Origin of the sequence: Peribacillus sp. NJ4 (genome assembly GCF_030348345.1) — a bacterium.
Classification (GTDB): Bacteria; Bacillota; Bacilli; order Bacillales; family DSM-1321; genus Peribacillus.
In genome coordinates, this window is sequence record NZ_JAUCFQ010000006.1 from 233,002 (window position 1) to 256,802 (window position 23,801).

General features: G+C 39.3%; 15 protein-coding genes and 2 pseudogenes. 12 read left to right on the plus strand and 5 right to left on the minus strand.

Annotated features, from left to right (window positions below; translation table 11 throughout):
* The first annotated feature begins 315 nt into the window (after positions 1-315).
* The 3 genes from QUF94_RS27275 (at position 316) to QUF94_RS27285 (ending at position 3,326) form a co-directional block, all read left to right on the plus strand.
* Complete coding sequence (locus tag QUF94_RS27275; RefSeq protein ID WP_289318789.1) at positions 316-1,023, plus strand: SH3 domain-containing protein; 708 nt, start codon at positions 316-318, stop codon at positions 1,021-1,023.
* 559 nt (positions 1,024-1,582) lie between these two features.
* Positions 1,583-1,828, plus strand: coding sequence for a hypothetical protein (locus tag QUF94_RS27280; RefSeq protein WP_289318790.1), 246 nt, complete (start codon positions 1,583-1,585; stop codon positions 1,826-1,828).
* Between the two features lie 1,393 nt (positions 1,829-3,221).
* Positions 3,222-3,326, plus strand: a complete 105-nt coding sequence (locus tag QUF94_RS27285; protein ID WP_289318791.1) for a carboxymuconolactone decarboxylase family protein — start codon at positions 3,222-3,224, stop codon at positions 3,324-3,326.
* Positions 3,327-3,468: 142 nt separating this feature from the next.
* On the opposite strand, the pseudogene QUF94_RS27290 reads toward QUF94_RS27285, so the two are convergent.
* Positions 3,469-3,630, minus strand: a pseudogene (locus tag QUF94_RS27290) (tyrosine-type recombinase/integrase); the annotation flags it as partial.
* A gap of 316 nt (positions 3,631-3,946) precedes the next feature.
* Complete coding sequence (locus tag QUF94_RS27295) at positions 3,947-6,406, minus strand: SpoIID/LytB domain-containing protein (protein ID WP_289318792.1); 2,460 nt, start codon at positions 6,404-6,406, stop codon at positions 3,947-3,949.
* Between the two features lie 355 nt (positions 6,407-6,761).
* Here QUF94_RS27295 and QUF94_RS27300 point away from each other — a divergent pair, with 355 nt between their 5' ends.
* From QUF94_RS27300 to gnd, 4 genes are all read left to right on the plus strand, one after another.
* Positions 6,762-7,493 carry a GntR family transcriptional regulator gene (locus QUF94_RS27300; protein WP_289318793.1) on the plus strand — a complete coding sequence of 244 codons (732 nt, stop codon included), beginning with the start codon at positions 6,762-6,764 and terminating at the stop codon, positions 7,491-7,493.
* The gene (gene gntK, locus QUF94_RS27305) at positions 7,486-9,030 is read left to right on the plus strand and encodes a gluconokinase (RefSeq protein WP_289318794.1); all 1,545 of its coding nucleotides are present in this window, start codon (positions 7,486-7,488) and stop codon (positions 9,028-9,030) included. The genes QUF94_RS27300 and gntK overlap by 8 nt, the downstream gene beginning before the upstream one ends.
* An 18-nt stretch (positions 9,031-9,048) precedes the next feature.
* On the plus strand, positions 9,049-10,395 hold the full coding sequence (locus QUF94_RS27310; protein WP_289318795.1) for a GntP family permease: 1,347 nt from the start codon (positions 9,049-9,051) through the stop codon (positions 10,393-10,395).
* A 78-nt stretch (positions 10,396-10,473) separates the two neighbouring features.
* Positions 10,474-11,877: a decarboxylating NADP(+)-dependent phosphogluconate dehydrogenase gene (gene gnd / locus QUF94_RS27315; protein WP_289318796.1), complete on the plus strand. Its 1,404-nt coding sequence runs from the start codon at positions 10,474-10,476 to the stop codon at positions 11,875-11,877.
* Positions 11,878-12,562: 685 nt separating this feature from the next.
* On the opposite strand, the gene QUF94_RS27320 is transcribed toward gnd, so the two are convergent.
* The 3 genes from QUF94_RS27320 to QUF94_RS27330 are packed head-to-tail and all read right to left on the minus strand — an operon-like array spanning position 12,563 to position 16,465.
* Complete coding sequence (locus tag QUF94_RS27320) at positions 12,563-13,777, minus strand: Ger(x)C family spore germination protein (protein ID WP_289318797.1); 1,215 nt, start codon at positions 13,775-13,777, stop codon at positions 12,563-12,565.
* A complete protein-coding gene (locus QUF94_RS27325; protein WP_289318798.1) occupies positions 13,761-14,864 on the minus strand; it encodes a spore germination protein in 1,104 nt (367 codons plus the stop codon). Before QUF94_RS27325 ends, QUF94_RS27320 begins: the two co-directional genes overlap by 17 nt.
* Before the next feature lie 26 nt (positions 14,865-14,890).
* Positions 14,891-16,465 carry a spore germination protein gene (locus QUF94_RS27330; protein WP_289318799.1) on the minus strand — a complete coding sequence of 525 codons (1,575 nt, stop codon included), beginning with the start codon at positions 16,463-16,465 and terminating at the stop codon, positions 14,891-14,893.
* Between the two features lie 976 nt (positions 16,466-17,441).
* Here QUF94_RS27330 and pbp4b point away from each other — a divergent pair.
* From pbp4b to QUF94_RS27355, 5 genes and pseudogenes are all read left to right on the plus strand, one after another.
* Positions 17,442-18,812 carry a penicillin binding protein PBP4B gene (pbp4b, locus tag QUF94_RS27335; protein WP_289318800.1) on the plus strand — a complete coding sequence of 457 codons (1,371 nt, stop codon included), beginning with the start codon at positions 17,442-17,444 and terminating at the stop codon, positions 18,810-18,812.
* A gap of 300 nt (positions 18,813-19,112) precedes the next feature.
* A pseudogene (locus QUF94_RS27340) lies at positions 19,113-19,424 on the plus strand (iron chelate uptake ABC transporter family permease subunit); the annotation flags it as partial.
* A gap of 287 nt (positions 19,425-19,711) precedes the next feature.
* Entirely contained in the window at positions 19,712-20,161 is a 450-nt protein-coding gene (hutP, locus tag QUF94_RS27345) for a histidine utilization transcription antiterminator HutP (protein ID WP_289318801.1), read from the plus strand.
* 113 nt (positions 20,162-20,274) lie between these two features.
* On the plus strand, positions 20,275-21,792 hold the full coding sequence (gene hutH / locus QUF94_RS27350; protein ID WP_289318802.1) for a histidine ammonia-lyase: 1,518 nt from the start codon (positions 20,275-20,277) through the stop codon (positions 21,790-21,792).
* A 326-nt stretch (positions 21,793-22,118) separates the two neighbouring features.
* The gene (locus QUF94_RS27355; protein ID WP_289318831.1) at positions 22,119-23,516 is read left to right on the plus strand and encodes an amino acid permease; all 1,398 of its coding nucleotides are present in this window, start codon (positions 22,119-22,121) and stop codon (positions 23,514-23,516) included.
* Positions 23,517-23,801: the final 285 nt, after the last annotated feature.

Below are 23,801 nucleotides of genomic sequence, written 5' to 3' on the forward strand. Positions count from 1 at the left end.
AATTTGTGCGAGTGTATAACTGGCAACAAAAAAGGGGGAATCTTGAGGATAAGGCTGGCCAGTTTTCTAAAGGCACGGGACCAAGCGCCAGGCCCAACCAGATGTAACATCCACAATGGATAAGGGTAGATAGAGGCTATGCAAGAGAAGGAAGGTAAGCGAATAGATGATCTAATCCTATATGGAAACAGAAGAAAGGAAAAGGAAATCTTATCGCTATCCCTAACGACTTCTGGATAGGCTATACTTATCTAGACAGAAAATTTAAGGTCAGGTAGACTACAGATACAACTAGTTATAGAAAAGAGGTCCGATATGCGACGTGATATACAATTGAATGAACGAGCTTTCTCTTCCAAGGAAGTGGCAGAAGAAGTGGGGATTGCAACTCCCACTGTTCGAAAGTATGGTCAAATCTTAGAGCGGAATGGATATGAGTTTTTGAAAGATGGAGATCGACGTATCTTTGTTAAATCTGACATCGGGGCGCTTATAGCGCTACGCGATACGGACAAGCCCCTAGACGATACAGCTAAAGACCTTGTATATCAACAAAAAGAAAGATTAGAAGGAACCAATGAAACACAGATAGCGATACCCGATACATATGAGAATTTACCCCACGACCCCAATCAATTAAACGAGGTCTTAATGTTTTTAGTCAATGAACTCGCAGCCACACGTGAAATGAATGTCCAACTGACAAACGATATGTCACAGCTTAAAACAAAGGTTTCCCGGCTCCAGCAAGATCATCATGTTATAAGTTCTAGTATTGGAAATTCAGCGCAAAGAACTAATTCTAAAATTGAACAATTAACTGAACAGCAAAATACCCATTACGAAACATTGCTGGAACAAGAAAAACAAAAAAGTGAACTCTTACAAAAAGAAATACAAAATATGCGGGACGAACAGAAAAAAGAATGGAGTTCACAAAATGAATTTAATAAACGCTTAGAAGAGGCTATACAAAAACGTTCCGAAAAATGGCGGGGGCTATTCTCCATATTCAGAAAATAAGGTGACTGTTAAGGTTTTTTGCCTATCTGTGTATTGATTTGTGGAAGCAAATTATTGATGAAGAATCATTTGATAAATATTTTTTAAATAAATAATGATGGATAAAAGCATTGAGATGCGAATCCACAAAACTTTAAAAAAATCATAGTGCCATATATGATTCGCGTAGTTGAAACACAGAATTAAGAAAGAATATTTCAATTTTACAGGATTTGGTACCTGTTATGTAAGAGCTCGGCGATACCAATGTATCGGACATTCTACCAAAGGCAAACTAAGGCTCAATTGAAATTCATTGGAGATTTGTTTAAGCGATATGCATCTAAAACAAGAGTCATCCTTACTAGAGTTGCTCCAGACAGGGGGGGATCGCTGGGCGATATAACTTGCAAATAAATTCGAAACCTTTAGGTTTAGTAGAAAAGTGGCGTTCGATATGCAAACATGATATACATCCGAATGAACGAGTATTCTTTTCTAAGGAAGTGGGGATGCAACACCCACTGTTCAAAAGTATGGTCAAAACTTACGAAACGGATATGAGTTTTTAAGATGGTAGTTGCCTATCTTTATTCAATCTGACATCGAAGCGCACATAGCGTTACGCGATACGGACAAGTCCCTAAAGGGTACAGCTAAAGACCTTGTGTATCTACAAAAAGATAGATTAGAAGGAACCAATGAAACAGAGATAGCGATACCCGATATATATGACAACTTAACCTATAATTCCAAACAAATAAATGAGATTTTAATTGTTTTAACCAATGAACTCGCAGCTACGCTTGAAATGAACGTCCACTGACAAATGATATGTCTCAGCTTAAACCAACGGTTTCCCAGCTCCAGCAAGATCTATGTACTCAATAGTGTTCCTCAAGAAAGGGCCTTATCGGTTCTTTTTTGTGTATCGTATCGCTGGGCGATATAACATGAAAATAAATCCACAGAACCTTCATCTTTAATCGAAAGGGAGGTCCGATATGCGACAGGATATACATCCGAATGAATGAGCATCCTCTTCCAAGGAAGTGGCAAAGAAGTGGAGATGAAAAATCAATGTTCGAAAATATGTTTAAAACTTAGAGCGAAATGGATAGTTATTGTTAAAATATGGAAACAGACACCCTTCGTTCAATCCGACATCGAAAAGCTTAAAGCGTTACGCGATACGAGCACCCCTCTAAACGATAGAGCTAAAGACCCTTGTATCAAGAAAAAGAAAGATTAGAAGGAACCAATGAAACAGAGATAGCGATACCCGATACATATGACAATTTATTTAACCCATGTTCTCATTCAATTAATAGAGAGCTTGATTTTTTAACCAATGAACTCGCAGCTACGCGTGAAATGAACATCTAACTGACAAACGATATGTCACAGCTTAAAACTGAACAACAAAAACCCCATTACGAAACATTACTTCAATAAGAAAAAGGTTTCATTACTTTTTTTTAGTCTCCTTTACGATATTCATGTGTTAATTTGCGTTAATAACTATTTAAACCTAAGGCAATCAAATCAAAAGTAGAAATTCCTTTGTTCCAACTATTCGGAATCACTATTTTCAAATTTCAACAATTTCCCGAGAAATATCTACAAATTCTGAGTAGATATCGACAAAATTAGAAGCTTCTAAAAGATGTAGTAAAACATAAGTACATCGAAAAGAGTAAATATGACTAAATTCTTAGCTAGACACACTTATTGGGTAAAAATGATATCTATGCAGTAATTATTGCAGGATTTTCAGATAAAGTTGCAAAGATATATTTTTATGATGGCTTGATTTTTTACGCATGTAAATAACGTATATGATGACGCTTTTTTAACTTATATACAAGTTGCAAAAGAGAGCTTCTTTATCGAGCATAACGAAGAGTTTAATATTAATGAAGTTAATACATTGGTGAAAATTATGACCAATTGAGCTGTTTTTTTATTAAAACTGCGGGATAATGGCTGTGGAAATGGAAAAAAATTAAATTGATGATTCACTTTATTAATTTTACATAATTTACCTTATCAGACTTTTGCAAAAAGCTAGTCTTAGCAATAATTACTGCATTTAGCTTCTATATTATCTAGCCTTACCAAGTGACGGGCATCCGAGCCTCTAGGGTATAAGTACTTTTCTTTCGCTTATTTCTTCGCCAGTAAAGTATTTAAACGCCAGTTAGGGTAAGTACACCATTATGGGATTAGCCGTATCAATAGTCAACCGCTGCGATGAATGCATTTGCTATCACATGGAAGGCTGCTTAAATGCCGGGGCAACCATCGATTACCAAAAGTGCTGATATTATTACCTTGTTACTTCCTATTAAATTATCAATTGAATGGGCTGCATGATGTAATCATCCTAAAACCCTTGGAATATAGGGGTATGTAAGGTGGTATTAGTGAAATGCTAACTTTCAGTTTTTGAAACAATTTAACCAATTTGAGAAGCACTTTCGTAAGTTCACTGAACTTATGGGAGGTCTTTTCTTCGATATTTTTTGTCATATGAGCGTAAATGTTCATAGTCGTATTTATATCTTAATGCCCTAATCTTTCTTGAATTTCTTTTACGCCTGCCCCAGCTTCAATGAGAAGTAATGTGTCTCCTCTTAAACCAACAGCAATTTTTATCCACCTTTTGTTTTCCAGAGGAACGATATTTTTTCACCAGCTGGGAAACTAATGTTACCATGCTAGGGGAATCGCTGAGAACGGGATCTGATGATAAAAGGACGGCTGAAGGACGTGTAAGAGCAAAGGACAAACTGTATAATAAATCACCAGAAAAGTTCCATTTTTATCATTACCACAGTACAGTATCGGAAATAAATTTATAAAAGAAGACCATGACTTATAAAAAATCATGGTCTTTTCAATGCTCTAAATTTTGATAAGCCCGTTTTACTGATCGAATTCGTTATCGGACGTTCGTTAGGTATTTTGCGTGTACATAACCTGTTCCCTTACCGGACTGGATTTTGTACCAAGAACCGCTCTTAGTAATTACGGTAACGATTTGGTTTTTCTTCAAAGAGCCAAGAACTTTCCCTGATGTGGATGGTTCGGAACGGACATTTAACTTCGTAGCATTGACCTTGCCAGTCAAATTCTTCGCTGCCGATTTGTTTATTGTATAGGAAGTGGTCGTTGTACGTTTATTCTTGCTTGGATCAATCGCTGTAATGGTAAATGTATACTTTCCGTTCGATACCTTTGTTACATTCCATGATGCACTTTGGATACCGGCATCTTTTGTAGCATTATTGATTAGTGTCGCCAAGATTTTTCCTTTTGCATCTTTTACTTGAACGGTAACCTTTGATTTTTCATTGATCTCATACTTTAAACCAACTTTACTCGTTTTTGAATCATATGAGGTTTTTAAATTCTTAATGGAAGGTGCCGTTGTATCGGGTTTTGTTAATGTAAATGGAACCGTTGCTGAGCCTTTATTTTGACTGCTGTCGATTGTTGCAATTTCATATGAGTATTTCCCGTTCGATACCTTCGACACATTCCATGATGTCCATTGGACACCGGAATTTTTCTCTGCATTATTGATCGGAGTAGCTATGATTTTTCCTTTTGCATCTTTTACTTGAACGGTAACCTTTGATTTTTCATTGATCTCATACTTCAGGAAAACTTTATTCGTTTTTGAGTCATATGAGGTATTTGTATTTTTAATAACTGGAGCCGCTGTGTCAGGCTTTGTTAATGAAAATGGAACAGATGCTGAACTTGCATTATTACTACTATCAATCGCTCTAACTTCAAAGGTGTATGAACCGTTACTTACCTCTGATGCATCCCAAATGGCTAATTGCGATCCTGACGGCTTTTGATCCCCTTTGACAAGAGAAGCGATGATTTGCTCTTTTTCATCCGTAACTTCCACTGTCACATTCGCTTTTTCATTTGTATCAAAGGTTACTTTGACTTGGTTTGTTTTAGCATCGTAATGGGCTTTTAAACTATTAATCATTGGTGCTGTTTCATCTTTAGGTGCGGGATCCGGAGCTGGTGTTGGAATTGGCGTTGGAATGATAGGTGCCGGTTCTGGCTTGACTGGTTCTACTTCTTCAGGCTCTGGCTGATAAGCTTGTTTTAAGCTTGTCCCTTCATAATAGAAAGCAAGAATCTCGCGATACGTATTTCCCTTTTCGCCAGCCTTTTTCGCGCCATACTGACTTAGTCCGACACCATGGCCGTAGCCCTTGCCTGAAACGTTAATCGCATCCCTTGCAGTATCCACTTTGTCTACTAAAAAGCTTTTCATGAAGCCCAGACCGATTATTTCTCTAATTTTCGAAGCCGTTACATCTTCTAATATTACACTTTGCTGTAGCGCATTCCCCTTTTCTTTCACCATAAATTCAATCTTTATACTTCCTTTACTTACCCTGCCGCTACTTGTTTGTGCGTGAAGGGATAGATGAGGGACGGCCGTTATTTTAATGTCTTTGTCGGTATATCCATTTTTCTGTAGCCATACTCTTATATTAGAAATTACTGGTGTTTGTTCAGCTTCCTTGGTATTAGCCCACCATGTATCTGCTTTTGTCAAATCTAAATTTGTAAGGTCTATTTGTTGCTTTTTTACACTAAAACTCCACACTGTTTGCGGATCATATGGATCTTCTTTGACCATTAAATATGGTAGCTCTGTACCAATCCAAACATTATTGTTCGACTCGGTTTTCCCTCCATTGCTAGAGGAAAAAAGAGCATCTGAACCTATGTGTAGTTTTTCACCATAACCGATGACCTGACCTTCTGTTGCTTTAACAGCCTTTGTTGAGTTTTCGTGCCAAGCATAGCCACCGTATACTTGGTAACTCATTGTGTCATCGGGCGTTTTGTTGATGTAGCTCATTGCATAGGTTCTCGCCGCAACAGCCTGTGCCTTTAAGGCTTCCTGATTCCATAAAGCCGGCATTTCAGCTGGAACAACCCCTTTTAAATAATCTTCAAGACCAATTGAGTTAAATGGACGGATGAATTTCCCATCTTCGATAATAAAACGAAAACTACCTAAGTATGTACGGCCATTAATCGAAAGTGGACCATTTCCTGTTTCGGGTTTCACTTCAATCTCAGAAGCTTTCCCAACTTCTTTTGAATCTGTTAGAACAACAATGTCCGTACCGCTGACCCTCAACGTATACTTCTTGTTCGATTCTAGTTTTACATTTGCTAGATTCGTAGTGTACGTGACTTCCGGTTCGACAGTAATCTCGGATTTGTTACCAAGATAGCCTTTTAATTTGACCTTAACGAATGGATCGGCTGCCGCCTTAACGAATGTTTCTGGAAGTAGAGAAAACATGAGAACGAGCGTAACAAACATCCACATTCCATACCGTACCTTTTTCATTGAATAACCTCCTCTGAATTTAGAAAAATACCTAAATAATAGTATATCATCCATAATTATGAAACGGACGATATTTTACTATTGTAGGAGTCCCACCCTCATAAACAGCCAAAGTCTGCCCAAAATGACGTTGGATTCATTCATAAGTTGTTCGGAGTAGCTGCTCTATCCCTTAGTTAACAGATATTACCACCCTGTGTTTCTTCTTTATTTCTGCCCCAGAACCTTCTAAACTCCCTATAAACTTTGACTAAATTAGCAAGAAGCTAGTTGAATTCAAAAAACTTGCATTATTAATTATTTTTATTATAATACTTGTATACAAGTGTACTTGAACTCTATTAGAGGTGAATTTATGGTTGAACCAAAGGAATTTCTTTATCCTGTAAAATGGCTTTCAAAAGCCTCAGCTGGTGATCGTGTAACATCCGAGCTTAGAATGCGTATTATTTCGGGGATGATTGAAAGCGGTACCATCCTTTCTGAAAATAAATTAGCTGCTGATTTTGGTGTTAGCCGCTCACCAGTTCGTGAAGCGTTAAAAATACTGGCATCTGAAAATATCATCCGATTAGAAAGAATGGGTGCGGTTGTCATTGGTTTAACAGAAAAAAAATATGCAGAAATTTATGATGTACGAATACTCATCGAGACGTTTGTATTTGAGCGTCTAGTAAGGGTTGACACGAATGAATTAGTAAGGGAGCTTAGTAAAATATTGGAAATGATGAAAATTTCCATAAAATACCGAGATGCTGATGAGTTTTCCTATCAGGATGTCCTGTTCCACGAAACAATTATTCGGTCCATTAATCATTCCTATATCCTGATGATCTGGGATAATTTAAAACCTGTGATGGAAAGTTTGATTCTTCTATCCATGCGTTGTCGTTTTAAAGAAAAGTATGAAGACTTTACACGGATCATTAATAATCATCAACTTTATATTGATGCGATCAGAACAAAGGATCGAGACCTCATGATTAAGTCGTTACATGTAAACTTTGATGATGTTCAAGGGGAAGTTGAAGACTTATGGATGGCCCAACAGATGCTTTCAAAAGGAGTCGAACAAGAAAATGACTAGCTATATGTTAGGTGTAGACATCGGTACAACTAGTACAAAAGCTGTTTTATTTACGAAAAAAGGCGATGTCATTCAGCAAGAGAATGTTGGTTATCCTCTTTACACACCGGATATGACAACAGCGGAACAAGACCCTGAGGAGATTTTCCAGGCTGTTCTGAAAGCCTTTTCAAATATAACGAAACAGCATCCAGATAAAAAGATATCATTTATTTCATTTAGCAGTGCGATGCATAGTGTTATAGCTATGGATGAAAATGACCAGCCGCTAACCCGTTGTATCACTTGGGCAGATAATCGCAGTGAAGCTTGGGCCCATAAAATTAAAGATGAATTAGATGGGCATGAAGTTTACAAACGAACCGGAACACCGATACACCCGATGTCTCCATTATCCAAAATCACCTGGATTGTGAATGATCACCCAGAGATCGCAACCAATGTTAAAAAGTATATTGGGATTAAAGAATATATCTTTAAAAAGTTCTTTGATCAATATGTTGTCGATTATTCCCTTGCTTCATCCATGGGCATGTTGAATCTCAAAAACTTGGATTGGGATGAGGAAGCCCTAAGAATTGCTGGAATAACTCGTGGTCAATTATCTGAAATCGTATCAACAACAAAGATCTTTAACAACTGTGACCCGGATTTAGCCAAACAGATTGGGATTGATCCACAAACCTCTTTTGTCATTGGGGCAAGTGATGGTGTCCTTTCAAATCTAGGTGTAAACGCTATCCGGAAAGGCGAAATCGCTGTCACGATTGGGACAAGCGGTGCGATTCGGACGATTATTGACGAGCCGAAAACAGACGAAAAAGGAAGAATCTTTTGCTATGCCTTAACGGAAAAGCATTGGGTGATTGGCGGGCCGGTAAACAATGGCGGGATGGTCCTTCGCTGGATTCGCGATGAATTTGCTTCTTCCGAGGTAGAAACAGCTAAAAGGCTCGGAATCGACGCTTATGAAGTCTTAACCAAGATTGCCGAACGTGTAAGACCGGGCGCTGATGGATTGTTATTCCATCCATATCTTGCAGGTGAACGTGCACCATTATGGAATCCGGACGTACGGGGTTCATTTTTCGGATTAACACTGTCGCATAAGAAAGAACATATGATTCGAGCGGCTCTAGAGGGAGTCATTTACAATTTATATACAGTATTTTTAGCCTTAACCGAATGTATGGACGGTCCCGTGACCCGAATTCAAGCTACGGGAGGCTTCGCAAGGTCGGCTGTTTGGCGGCAAATGATGTCCGATATCTTCGAATCGGAAGTCGTGGTTCCAGAAAGCTACGAAAGTTCGTGCCTGGGTGCTTGTATATTGGGATTATATGCCACTGGGGAAATTGAGTCCTTCGAAGTAGTTTCAGAAATGATAGGCAATACCCACAAGCACACACCGATAGATGATTCTGTAAAAGAATATAGGCAACTACTGCCGATTTTCATTAACCTTTCAAGGGTATTGGAAAACGAATATACACAGATTGCGAATTATCAAAGAAACTTAATAAGCGCTACAAAATAAAGACATGGAGGAATTACAATGCCATTAGTTATTGTCGCTTTAGGAATTGTCGCTTTATTAATTTTAATAATGGGCTTAAAATTAAACACCTTTATTTCCTTGATCATTGTTTCGTTTGGAGTGGCTTTAGCACTTGGGATGCCACTTGATGGAATTGTCAAAACCATTGAGGCTGGATTAGGCGGAACACTTGGTCACTTAGCGTTAATCTTTGGACTTGGAGCGATGTTGGGTAAGTTAATCGCGGATTCAGGCGGCGCGCAGCGCATTGCCATGACCCTTGTTAAAAAATTCGGTGAAAAGAATATTCAATGGGCAGTCGTAGCAGCATCATTTATTATCGGTGTCGCATTATTTTTTGAAGTGGGATTAGTATTATTAATTCCAATCGTATTTGCCATTTCAAGAGAATTAAAAGTTTCGATATTATATCTTGGTATTCCAATGGTAGCATCATTATCCGTAACTCACGGTTTCTTACCGCCGCATCCAGGACCAACCGTTATTGCTGGTGAATATGGTGCAGACATTGGTCAGGTTTTACTTTACGGCTTCATTATTGCGGTTCCAACAGTTATTTTAGCTGGACCAGTATTTACGAAGATAGCTAAAAGATTAGTACCTGCATCATTTACGAAAACAGGCAGCATTGCCTCTTTAGGAGAACAAAAATCTTTTAAACTTGAAGATACACCTGGATTTGGAATCAGTGTATTTACCGCTTTACTTCCGGTTATATTAATGTCAATTGCTACGATTATCACTTTGATGCAAAAAACAATCGGATTTGAAGATAATGGTTTACTAGCAGCTATCCGTTTTATTGGTGAAGCCGGTACTTCCATGTTGCTTTCCTTATTATTTGCGGTCTATTCAATGGGATTAGCAAGAAAGATTCCAATGAAAGATATTATGGAATCTTGTACATCAGCAATCTTGCATATCGGAATGATGCTCTTAATCATAGGGGGCGGCGGAGCCTTCAAGCAAGTATTGATCGACGGCGGTGTAGGTGACTATGTAGCTGAATTATTCAAAGGAACATCATTATCACCAATCTTGCTTGCTTGGATCATCGCGGCAATCCTGCGTATTTCCTTAGGATCTGCTACCGTCGCTGCCTTAACGACAGCTGGTTTAGTTATTCCGATGTTAGGTCAGACGGACGTTAACCTTGCTCTAGTTGTACTTGCTACAGGAGCGGGAAGTTTAATCGCTTCACACGTTAACGATGCTGGCTTCTGGATGTTTAAAGAGTATTTTGGTTTAAGCATGAAAGAAACATTTGCAACATGGACCTTGCTTGAGACGATTATTTCAGTAGCTGGATTAGGATTTATTCTATTACTAAGCTTATTTGTATAAGGCTTTCCCGGCAGTAAATCCCCCACTTATGAGAGGGGTTTACTGCTTATTATTCTTACATAAAAGGAGCAGAAATAAATGTTCAATACAATTGGTGTCATTGGTTTAGGGGTAATGGGCAGTAATATCGCTTTAAATATGGCTAGTAAAGGGGAACAAGTAGCTGTCTATAACTACACAAGAGATTTAACGGATCAGCTTGTTGCTAACTTGGACAGTCAGTTGCTCCATCCGTATTACGAAATCCAAGACTTTGTGCAGTCATTGGAAACTCCAAGAAAGATTTTTCTAATGGTGACGGCAGGTAAGGCGATTGACTCAGTGATCAATTCATTACTTCCTCATCTTGAATCAGGCGATATTATCATGGACGGCGGTAACTCCCATTACGAAGATACTGAACGCAGATATGATGAACTGAAATCTAAAGGAATCTGTTATTTAGGAATTGGTATCTCTGGTGGAGAAGTCGGGGCGTTAAAAGGACCTTCAATCATGCCAGGTGGAGATAAAGACGCCTATGAAAAGGTAGCTCCGATTTTGACAAAAATCGCAGCCAAAGTAAATGATGACCCCTGCTGTACCTATATCGGCCCAAAAGGAGCGGGTCATTTTGTGAAAATGGTCCATAACGGGATTGAATATGCAGATATGCAATTAATCGCCGAAGCCTATACGTTTTTAAGAGAAAAGTTGCATTTGGAAGTTAATGAAATAGCTGACATCTTTGAAACATGGAATCAAGGCGAACTGAAAAGTTATTTAATCGAAATCACAGCCGAAATTTTAAGGAAAAAAGATGAAGTAACGGGCTTACCCTTGATCGATGTGATTCTTGATAAAGCAGGACAAAAAGGCACAGGTAAATGGACCAGCATGCAAGCTATTGATAACGGAATCCCGGCATCGATTATTACAGAGTCTTTGTTTGCTCGTTACATTTCCGCTTTAAAAGATGAACGGGTCAATGCAGAAAATATTCTTACAGGCCCTGAGAACGATCAGCAAAAGTTAGATAAAAATGAGTGGATTGACTATATTAGAGAAGCATTATATATGGGAAAAGTTTGTGCGTACGCGCAAGGTTTCACTCAATATAAAATGACTTCTGAACTTTACGGCTGGAATTTGCCTTTAAAGGATATTGCGCTGATTTTCCGCGGTGGTTGCATCATTCGTGCAGAATTTTTAAACGTCATTAGCGAAGCCTATCAAGAGCAGCCGAATCTGGCCAATTTATTAATCTCACCATATTTTGCTGAAAAGGTTACAGGTTACCAGGTAGGATTGCGAAAGGTAGTCTGTGAGGGAATAAATTCTGGTATCTCGTTTCCATGTTTAGGCGCTTCACTCACTTATTACGATAGTTATCGAACAGGCATCTCAAATGCAAACCTTTTGCAAGCACAACGTGATTATTTTGGTGCACATACCTATGAACGACGTGATATAGCAGGATCCTTTCACACAAACTGGCAGTGATAGAAAGTGACAAAGTAACAGTCATTTTTCAATAACCGTTCAAGTTGAGATGAAGAAATTTGATCAGTGAAAAAGTATAATAATTTCTTAATTAATTTAAGCAGAAATATACATAGCCAATTCAATGACTTTGTATATTTCTGCTTTTCTTTACATCATAAAAACCTAATTTACTTATGATACGGTTCACCGAGCTTAATATTATACTTATCAATAAAGACAAAAATACTCCAATTAACGAAAAAGTCTATCTCCTTGCAATTCAAGGAAGTAGGCTTTTTTTTTGCACTACGTATATCAATATATTTTGGGTATCCAATAAATCGTCTTATAGGGGTACCACCAAAAAGGCCGGCCGATTGCTTGACCATAATACAGTCCTAGTTCTAAAAAAAGAATTCATTGCGTGTTTGTACATAGGAAAACTTAATTATGTGAAAAAGATACTATTCGATATATTTCCCTGAAATACGCGGTATGGAACAATTGATGACAGAGGCTAGTTTGAAATTCATGATAGCCCTATTAGCGCAAAGAATTACATTTTTACGTTGAAATGCCGGGTCATTTGAAAAGCAAGTTAACCGAAAAACTCTCTAAAAATTAAAATGGAGAAATAGTCGGGATATATCATAATGTTTACATGTATCACATTTGATGGAGGCTAGAAGGTCAATCTGAATGTTCACTTCTTTGATCCTCCTGATGCACCATAATCATTAATAGTTAATTTCACATCATAGTTTATAGTAGTTTCACTAAATCTTTGATCCCAATCCTTTTTGACTTTCTTCCATACTTTGGGGTGCTCAATTCTCAATCGATTTCCGAAGCCAGCAACGTCCACTTGGTATTCTTTTTGCATTTTTTCTAATACATTCCCCACCAAGCGTTTCACTTCTTTTTCAGATGATTTTTCTGCTTTTTTGAGAAATTCATTTTTAAAAGAATCTCCCGAAACCACCCAAGTTTCAGACAGTCTACCCACTGATTCAATGTTTACATCAAAAGAGATGTTGTCTCCTTTAACTCGAGGTACGATACTGCTTTTCATGGACTCTATTTCATATACAATCTGCTGACCGGTTTCTTTATCTAAGCTTTTCACTACACCGCCTTTCCCCTTACCTGTTATCCATGTCACGCCCTCCAGTTCTTCCTCATTCAAAAAACCAGACATTTTGTGTGTCTTTCCATCGATCACGGCAGCTCCCGCAAATTTGACTTGCCCATCCACTGATATAACTTTTTGTATTAGAAAACTAGATCCTGATTTGATCTTGCTTTCTATTTTAATATGCGACATGGGAGGTAAAATCCTCGTTGTTCGATATGCATTTTCTACAATGCCGGCCAGACGAAACGCAGGAATTTCTCCTGCTTTCTTTGTTTCCAGTGTCTTGCTTGCTCTCCCTTTACTTATGAGCACAAGACAGCTTGGTCTAATCTCACTTTCTCGAAAGTTTTGATCAAGTAATTGTTCCAATCTATACGATCTTGCAAGACCTTCACCGATAACAACCACTTTCATATGGTGAGCGGTTACGGGTTGTTCACTTCTCAATGATAATTCACGAACCATTTGATGGAGGGAATCTCCAGTTTCAGAAACGTTAATATAAGATTTTTGTTGTGGTCCTGATTGTTTCGTTGTTGAACTTGCTACTTGTGGAGTGATAAATTGATAGGTTGCAGTAATCAGGTCCTTTTTTGAATAACCATCCCCTTGTTCGTTTAACTTTTTCTCGATGGAGGACTGCTTGGCTTTATCGAATGCCAAACCTATACCTAGACTTTGCTCTTCAATTTCATGACTGCTCCAACATCCTGTAAGGGATAAGAACAAAAGAACGGAGAGGGAAATGAAGAGGGGGCGTATATTGTTATGTGATTGTTTCATATTTTCCTCCCTTTATTCTTGAGATGATAAGCAGGAGAAGCGGGAGTAAACCAAATAAAAACAATGCCATATGGCCGACGAAATCCCCTTGTTTAAATAGGTCATTCATATTTTTCGGAATCATGGCAATGATGTATAGAATCGGAAGCAAGCCATACATAAATGGGTGAATGCTCTTTTTCGTAAGTTGAGCCAGCCCTACAGCAGCTGCAAAGTATGAGATGGTAAATGTAGCAAATATTTGCATGATCCAAACCCCGAGCAATAAAGATTCAAACCGTTCAAAGATTAAACCGGAGATTTCAAAACTCCGTATAAGATCCAGTGTCGGCCATGTTCTCAGGACCACTCCATCAACAGATAATGCCCCGATAACCATTACGACCGTTATCAAATAAAAAATCAATGGAATGGAAACTCCAACAAGCAGGGCTTTTACTGCTTTTTTTGGCTGATTCATAAACGGAACAAGCAGTAACATGATTTCAGGCCCTGAAAAAGCGAGAGCCGTTGTTTTTACTCCTTTTAGTACAGGGATGACTCCGTCTCCTAATACAGGACGCAGATTATCGATCTCAAATATTTTGAAGCTCATAAAGATAACAACCAAAAAAAGGATAACTGACAAAGGTAATATAATCTCAAAAAGACGGGCGATGGGGTTAACTCCGCCGATGATGATATAAAGACTTACCCACATGAAAATCATGGTAATTGCCCATGTAGGCGTACCTTCAAGAAGTAAATACCTTACTACCTCAGCCATTGCTCGGAGCTGAAATCCGGAAGTCATAATAAAATAAAGTATTATAACTAAACTAAGTAAACTCCCCAACCATTTTCCTACAATTTCATTGATGTATTGATAAACGGTTTTTTCGGGAAACCGTTGGCTTAATTTGACCATGATCACCCCCGCGATTATCGCGATAATTCCGCCTAAAATAACGCTTATCCATACATCTGGTGTATGCACCTTCTCGGTAGCTGATCTGGGTAGGGTGAGTAATCCTGTGCCGAGTATAAAGTTGATGATAATGACAGCTGTTTGAGGAGTTGTAATTTGGTCTTTCGGACTGAGAATCATTCTTTAACCACCCTTTCACCGATAGGTTATCCTTTGCGTGTGGGATTTTTTGTATGCATCATCTTTGGACGGCGTTTCATCATCATAAGTGGCATGCGAACCATCAGGTCTTTCCACTCACTTAAGCGATAAGGAACGGCTGGACTCAAATAGGGCACACCAAAGCTTTTTAATTTAACTAAATGGCTGGCCATTAAAAGAAAAAAGAGAATGACCCCGTATAATCCAAATGTGGCAGCACATAGCATTGCGGGAAAACGAAGCATCCGTAATGTAATCCCAATACTATAGTGCGGAATGGAAAATGATGAAATAGCGGTTAAGGCTACTACAATTACCAAAACAGGGCTAACGATCCCTGCCTGTACAGCAGCTTCCCCAATGATTAAACCGCCGACAATTCCCATTGCGGGACCGATTGGCTTAGGTAAGCGCAGTCCTGCTTCCCTCAAAATTTCGATGGATATTTCCATGAATAATGCTTCGATAAGTGCCGGAAACGGAACCCCGGACCTGGTTCCTATAATGGAGATGGCCAGTTTGGTCGGAATCATCCCTGAATGAAATGAGATGAAAGCTATATACAAAGACGGTGTAAAAAGAGCCAGAATAGCTGCGAGGTAACGAAGCATACGGATGAATGTGCCAGGAATCCATCTTTCATAATAATCTTCCGGTGACTGCAACATCATGCTTAAGGTAACCGGAACAATCAAAGCGAATGGCGTCCCATCCAATAAGATGGCAACTCGACCTTCCATCAAAGCAGCGATTACTCGATCAGGACGCTCTGTATTCTGTACCTGCGGAAAAGGACTAAGGTAATTATCCTCGATAAGTTGCTCTACATAACCTGATTCCGGCACACTATCAATATCAATTTTCTTAATTCGGTTTTCTACCTCTTGAACTAATTCGGGATCAACAATATCTTTTATGTAAGCGACAACTAAGTCCTTTTTTGAACGCTTTCCTACTTGGAATTTTACTAACGATAAATTTTCAATTTCACCACTACCCCTTAAAAAGGATGTATTATCACTCAATGATTCAGTGAAACCGACCCGTGGACCTCTGACTAATGCCTCTGATACCGGTTCTTCAATCGACCTTGTTTTAAGTTTTGTCGTTCCGAGGATTAGTGCATCCACTGATCCCTCAATTAAAAGAGCGGTAGACCCCGATAATACTTTTGATGCTAAATCTTTAATGGAACCAACCTCTTCTATGCCACTAATAGATAACACTTCATTTTTTATGAATTCTTTTGAAAGGCTTCCTTTGGTATAAGGAAGGTTCTGTTTATATTCTGCTGAAAAATCAACCATCAATGATGGCATAATATGTTTATCAATGAGGTCTTTATCCGATAGTCCATCCACAAAAATGATAATTGACCGAATATCGGTTCGCCCTATATTAAATTCCCGAAAATGCACATCCCAATTATGGCCAATTTCTTGCCTAACCATTTCTAGATTAAAATTAAAATTATCTGTAAACTGACCAGTTGAATCTTGGGAGGAATACGCTTCTTGTTTGTCTTTATCGGTAACTTTTCCTTTTTTACTAATCTTTGATATCCACTCTTTCATTTTCATCACTCATCCTTTGAGGTACGAAGCCAATTAAACAATTTGCCGATTGAATACGGAATAACAAACGCAATAAAAGCTTGTATAAAGACCTGCCATTCTGGAAGGTAGGAAACAATCGTTTTCCACATTTTCATCACCCTATACTTGCCTAATATCAGCAGCTAAAATCTGTGAAATCTTCTGCAAAATTCCTTTATTTCTCAAATAGTATTATTATCTTCTACGTTTCTTATGCAATGAAGTTAAAAGCAATTGGCCATCACTATATATATGTATTAGCTATACGGCACAATAAATGTCATCCACAATCTCTTACATAACAGTGCAGATGATCCCAAGCTAATAGCTAATGGTCATTGGGAAAAGAGCGGTCATAAAAGTCTTCGATAGTGAAAATATGTAAGTAGAATAATACTAAGAGAAGCAAAAGGAACAGAAGTACTTTGATTTAGTTGAGGAGAGAACGAGGGAAAATCAATATCATCTGGAACTTAATAAACGATGAATGAAGGCGGAATCCCTATATATTAAAGTGAGGATCGAATGATTTTATTTTTCAATAATTGACTTTTCCTCATACATTAAAATTGAGAGGGTTTATGCTAATGATTGAAATATAATTTTGAAAATATAAATATCAAATTGAAATTATGTTTGAAGTGATATATACTGAAAATTGAGAATAATTAGTAATCATTATCCATTTTTGGAAAAATATCTACTTTTATCAACGATGGACTTAGTGAAAAAAGAATTGATAAATTAGCTCTTCAAAAGTTATCCCAATCGCTACTACTTTTCTCCCTGGAACGGATACACGGTTCTCGCTTTATAGGATTGTGAAGCCTGATGTAGATAAGAGTGAAAGGAAAGAATTTCGTCCGAATGAATGAGAGTTTTCTTTTGTTTCGACAATTGGTCAGAAGGTAAAGTTGTTCGTTTCTTGTTTTCTAAAGTACGATTTCATAGGGGGAATATGATGAATATATGGACAAGCTGCACACTAAGTTCAATTCTGACTCTCTCATTACTTGTTTCTCCTGTATCTTACGCTAAAGCAAATGCAAATCAGGAAGTTACTGTGAGTAAGGAGACTAGCCAGTACCCCGTGTTAACGAAGGCCAAAAAACCGGAAGAAGCGGGCTTTTCATCTGAAAAACTGGAAAAGGTAGATCAGCTAATTGAAATGGAAGTGGCTGCCGGTTTTCCTGGTGCTGCCCTGATTGTCATAAAGGACGGAAAGATCGTTAAAAGTGAAAGCTACGGGTACAAACAGAAATTTAATGAACATATACCTCTTAAGAAGTTTCGTAAAATGGAAAAAGACACTTTATTTGACCTTGCTTCAAATACGAAGATGTATGCAACTAATTTTGCCATTCAAAAATTAGTCAGTGAAGGCAAGTTGGATATCCATGCAAGAGTTCAGCAATATATTCCTGAATTCAAAGACACGGAGTCGGATGTGATCAAAGGGAAGGATAACCTGAGGATAATCGATGTTCTTCATCATACAGCAGGGTTTAAACCAGATCCGCAATACCATAATCCAAAGGTTTCGAAAGATCTTTATTCACAGGAACGGGATAAGACCATTGAGTTCATATCCAAAACACCGCTGACATATGTACCTGGAACACAGAATGTATACAGTGATGTCGACTATATGCTGCTCGGTACCATTGTTGAAAAAATCACGGGTCAGCAGCTTGACGCCTATGTTGAAAATAAATTGTACAAGCCGCTTAATTTGAAAGATACAAAGTTCAATCCTCTGCAAAAGGGCTTTAAGCCAAAGGATATTGCGGCAACTGAACTGCTTGGGAACACTCGGGATGGCGTGATAGATTTCCCTAACATTCGCAAATACACGCTTCAAGGTGAAGTTCATGATGAAAAAGCCTTTTATTCGATGGGAGGCGTTTCAGGTCATGCAGGTCTTTTCTCGACTACCAGCGATCTCGCTGTCCTTCTGCAGGTGATGCTGAATGGCGGGGGCTACGGTAAGCATATGTTGTTTGATAAAGACACAATCGATGAATTCGTTGCACCCTCCGAGATGAACCCTACCTATGGACTCGGATGGAGACGAAATGGCGATGCCAGCATGGAGTGGATGTTCAGTCCTTATGCGAGCGACAGTGCATACGGGCATACTGGATGGACTGGGACGGTCACGATCATTGATCCTGAAATAGACTTAGGGATTGTTTTACTTACAAATAAAAAGCATTCCCCGCTAGTTAACCCTGTAGCCAATTCGAATCAGTTTATTGGCGATCTCTTCAAAACAGGGAGCTATGGAAGTGTTGTAACTGCGATTTATGAAGCATTGGAAACGAATGAATAAGAGGAAAAGAATAAAATGATTAACAGCGGATGAAGCCGACGTGCTAAATCAAAAAAAGTCTGTGAATAAAGTTCTGCTGAGGGAGAATGGTTAATTACTGATAGGGGATAACCTTATGAATTCCGTTAGTGATTTATTTATATCTCTTTAAAGCTGAAGGCCTCCCATCGTTTATTTTGGGAGGCCGTTCTTCTTGTTGTCGGTTATGGTAGAGTGCCTTGACCGTTGTAGGATTTCTTTTATACAAAGGGAATTAAACTGTTTGAGCAAGGATTAGATTTTTATATGCTCCGTCTTGATGGAGTAGGTGTACAGGTGGAAAAGGAACGCAGGCTTTTATTACTGATTTCAGTGGCATTGGCAGCGGTTTCGGTGGGCGGAGGTATTACGTTTTTAGGCCTGATTGCACCGCATATAGCCAGGAGATTAGTGAGGGCGAGACATGCAAAACTATTACTATTACCACTGACTGCAATCTTAGGTTCATTATTGCTGTTATCCGCCGATACATTAGGACGAGTGATCATGGCCCCGATGGAATTGCCAGTGGGGATTATCGTTTCGATTTTAGGAGCGCCGTATTTTATCTACTTACTCGTGAAAAACATTTAATATATGTGAAGAAGTTCAGGAGAGATAAAGAAAGGTAGAAAAAGCACATTTTCCAGCTTGACGGAGGATGGGCTGTTTTTGCAATCAGGGGAATATGCCTTTTTGAGAACCTTTGATGATTTTCAAAGGATATTCATGACATGTACGATGGATAGGCTGGCATTGGGGGTGAAAAGTCATCCTCTAAAAGAAGTATTTAAAAAAATATGTTGACCAAATGGCTTGTATCCGCTTACAATGATACTTAGTTATTAGTGTATTTAGAAAATTGTAAAAGAGGTACCTGCATGACAAAGGAATTCGACAGAAGAATCGGGCGCCATGCAATCATGTACGCGTTTGCGGAAGAAGAGGAAGAAGTCATATTAACAACTGATCTAAAGCGGATGAATTGGCTTTATGGAAAAGGTAAAGTCGGTTCAATGGAGCTGCAGAAAATAGTTGCGGCCATTGAGACATCAGCGAAAAGACTAGGATTGGTCAATCCCGACATTTATCGTGAAATGCATGCGCTGTATCATGCAATCATCGAAGCACTCCAAGGAGTGACACGCGGCCAAGTCGAGCTTGGCGGTCTTTTGAGGACGGCAGGCCTTCGGTTTGCAATCGTTCGGGGCAGGCCGTTTAAAAACGGGGACGAAGGTGAATGGATTGCTGTCGCCGTGTATGGAACGATTGGAGCACCGGTTCGGGGATTTGAACATGAAGCGGTTGGATTGGGAATTAACCACATTTAAATAATTAAAAGCCTATAGTTATTTAGTGAAATAGGGGGCTGTATTGGAAGACTGGATAAGTCTGTCAATATGGCCTCCTTTTGTTTGTTTAAAAAAGAATAGGGGTGCAGGAAATGATTATGTTAACGGGCCAAACTTTAACGATTGATGAAGCGAAAAAAGTATTGTATGGGGAAGCATTTGTCACGGCTTCAGCCGAGAGTGTTAAGAAAGTGGAAAAAAGCCGGGAAGCGGTTGAAAATATCGTGAAACAAAAGAAGGTCGTTTATGGCATTACAACAGGTTTTGGAAAGTTCAGCGATGTTTTGATTGATGCAGAGGACGCAGAGCAGCTCCAGTGGAATTTGATTCATTCCCATGCATGCGGGGTGGGGGAACCGTTTCCTGAGGTGGTTTCAAGAGCTATGGTCCTTCTCCGTGCCAATGCTCTATTAAAAGGGTTTTCCGGCGTCCGTCCTGTTGTCATTGAACGTTTGATCGATCTTTTGAATGCCCATATCCATCCGGTCATTCCTCAGCAAGGTTCTCTTGGGGCAAGTGGGGACTTGGCGCCGCTTTCCCATTTGGCGCTAGTATTGATGGGAGAAGGGGAAGTGTTTTATAAAGGGGAGCGAATGGAGGCCATCGTAGCTTTATCGAAGGAAGGCATTCTTCCAGTGACACTTAAAGCAAAAGAAGGTCTTGCATTAATTAATGGTACACAGGCCATGACGGGGATGGGCCTCGTAAATTACATTGAAGCTGAACAGCTGGCCCATCAAACTGAAGCGATTGCTTCCCTGACGTTGGAAGGGTTACGCGGCATTGAAGATGCCTTTGATGCGGATGTTCATCTAGCACGCGGTTACCGCCAGCAAACAGAGGTCGCGGAACGGATTCGTCGAATGATCAATGGCAGCCAGCTAATCACCAAGCAAGGAGAACTGCGGGTACAGGATGCTTATTCGCTCCGCTGCATCCCGCAAGTGCATGGTGCATCATGGCAAACTCTTGATTATGTTAAAGAAAAATTGGAAATCGAAATGAATGCAGCGACGGATAATCCGCTTATCTTTGATGATGGGGAAAAGGTTATTTCAGGGGGGAACTTCCATGGTCAGCCGATTGCTTTTGCAATGGATTTCATGAAAATTGCTGTTGCCGAGCTTGCGAACATTTCAGAACGCCGGATTGAGCGACTCGTCAATCCACAGCTGAATGATTTACCGCCATTCTTAAGTCCGTCACCTGGCTTGCAGTCGGGAGCGATGATCATGCAGTATTGTGCAGCTTCACTCGTCTCTGAGAATAAAACACTCGCACATCCTGCAAGTGTTGATTCCATTCCATCTTCAGCGAACCAGGAAGATCATGTAAGCATGGGAACGATCGGGTCCCGACACGCCCATCAAATCATTCAAAACGTTCGCCGCGTTTTGGCGATTGAGCTCATTTGTGCCTTACAGGCGGTGGAATACCGTGGAACAGAAAAAATGGCTCCATTTACAAAAGAGTTTTATACGGAAGCAAGAAAACTCATTCCAAGCATCACCCAAGATCGTATATTCTCAAAAGATATTGAAGCAACGGCAAGCTGGTTACATCAAATTGATTGGAATTCATTTATTCACAGGAGTTTACCTACGACATAAAATTCCGGTGATTCTTTTTCAATAAACGTTAGGCTTATAGCCCTTTCACTTGGGTTTTTAAGCCTAACATAGTTGCGTAAATGCTACATAGATCCCTGAAATCCAAAAAAGGTCTCAGCATAGAGAAAATGACCTTTAAAATAGTAATAAGTGCAGGAAATAACTATTGATGGAATGATTGACTTTACTTATTCGTGCTAGAAAAAATATGCATTTTTGGAGGGGAATCTAATTTGGAAAATCGGCAATTGCAACCGTTTGTTAAAAATGAACAAAACCAGCCGTCAAATACTTTACAAAGAAAGCTAAAGGCGCGCCACCTTACGATGATTTCATTGGGCGGTGCAATTGGAACAGGGCTTTTCCTCGGAAGCGGGCCGGCCATTCACTCTGCAGGACCTGGCGGGGCCTTGGTCGCTTACGCCGTAATTGGTATAATGGTTTATTTTATTATGACAAGTCTCGGAGAACTAGCATCATTCATGCCAGTCAGCGGAGCTTTCAGTACCTATGCTACGCGTTTCATCGATCCAGCACTAGGGTTTGCACTTGGTTGGAACTATTGGTTCACTTGGGCGATGACTCTTGCCGCGGAACTATCTGCCGCAACGATGGTAATGAAGTTTTGGTTTCCTAATAGTCCTTCATTTTTATGGAGTTCTTTGTTTTTAGTTTTGATATTCTTATTGAATTACGTATCCGTTAAAGGGTATGGAGAAGGGGAATATTGGTTTTCGCTCATTAAAGTGGCGACCATCATCATTTTTATCGTTGTCGGTATTTTGATGATATTCGGGATTATGAACGGAGAGGCGATTGGTTTTAAGAATTTCACAGTTGGTGAAGCTCCTTTTGCCGGTGGATTTTTGGCAACATTGGGTATTTTCATTGCTGCTGGTTTTTCTTTTCAAGGTACGGAAATAGTAGGTGTGGCAGCCGGTGAAAGTGAAGACCCGGCAAAAAATGTACCTCGTGCAGTTCGCAGCATATTTTGGAGAATTTTCCTTTTTTACATCCTGGCGATACTTGTTATTGGATTGATCGTTCCTTATACGAATGGCAGTCTGCAGGGACACACGATCATGGTCAGCCCATTTACGATGGTGTTTGAAAAAGTGGGACTGGCATTTGCTGCTTCCGTGATGAATGCCATCATTTTAACAGCCGTATTATCCGCTGGTAATTCGAGCCTTTACGTGACAAGCCGAATGTTGTACTCAATGGCACACGAAGGATTGGCACCGCGTATTTTTGGAAAGCTCAATAAGCGCGGCGTTCCCATTTGGGGACTGGTTGTGACCTCACTTGTAGGGATGTTGGCATTTTTTGCTTCCGTTTTCGGTGATGGGGTCATTTATATTTGGCTGATGAATGCAGTCGGAGTCACTGGATTTATATTTTGGTTGGGAATAGCGGCAAGCCATTACCGGTTTAGAAAAGCCTATATTGCTCAAGGGTATTCACTGGACGATCTTCCCTATAAGTCAAAATGGTTTCCTTTCGGACCGATATTTTCCTTTGCTCTTTGTTTTTTCGTTTTATTGGCGCAAAACTATCAGGCCTTTATTGGCGATGACATTAACTGGGCTAGTGTGTTCGCTGCCTATCTTGGCATCCCATTCTTTCTGGTAATGTGGCTTGGATATAAGTTCATTAAGAAAACAAAAGTAACTCCGCTAGAGGAATGCCAAATTGATTTTGATGAACATAGGAATGCCAATTAGAATGTATCGATAATATGCATTAACCTTGAAATGAAATAGTTGTTTCAAGGTTTTTTTTGTATATGTAACACATTTCCATGTATGTCTGCATAAAACATAACCTATAAAAAAAGTATAAAATTCCAATCTTTCCAGATCCGGAACCGCTTAAATTTACCCGTTATTTATGACTGAAAATCGCATTTTTCGTTTTTTGGATCATTTTGGATTTTAAAAAAACTGAAAAAAATTTGTAGCTGATGATGGGCGTTTATGATTATAGGAAGCAAAAGTGTTGGTATATCA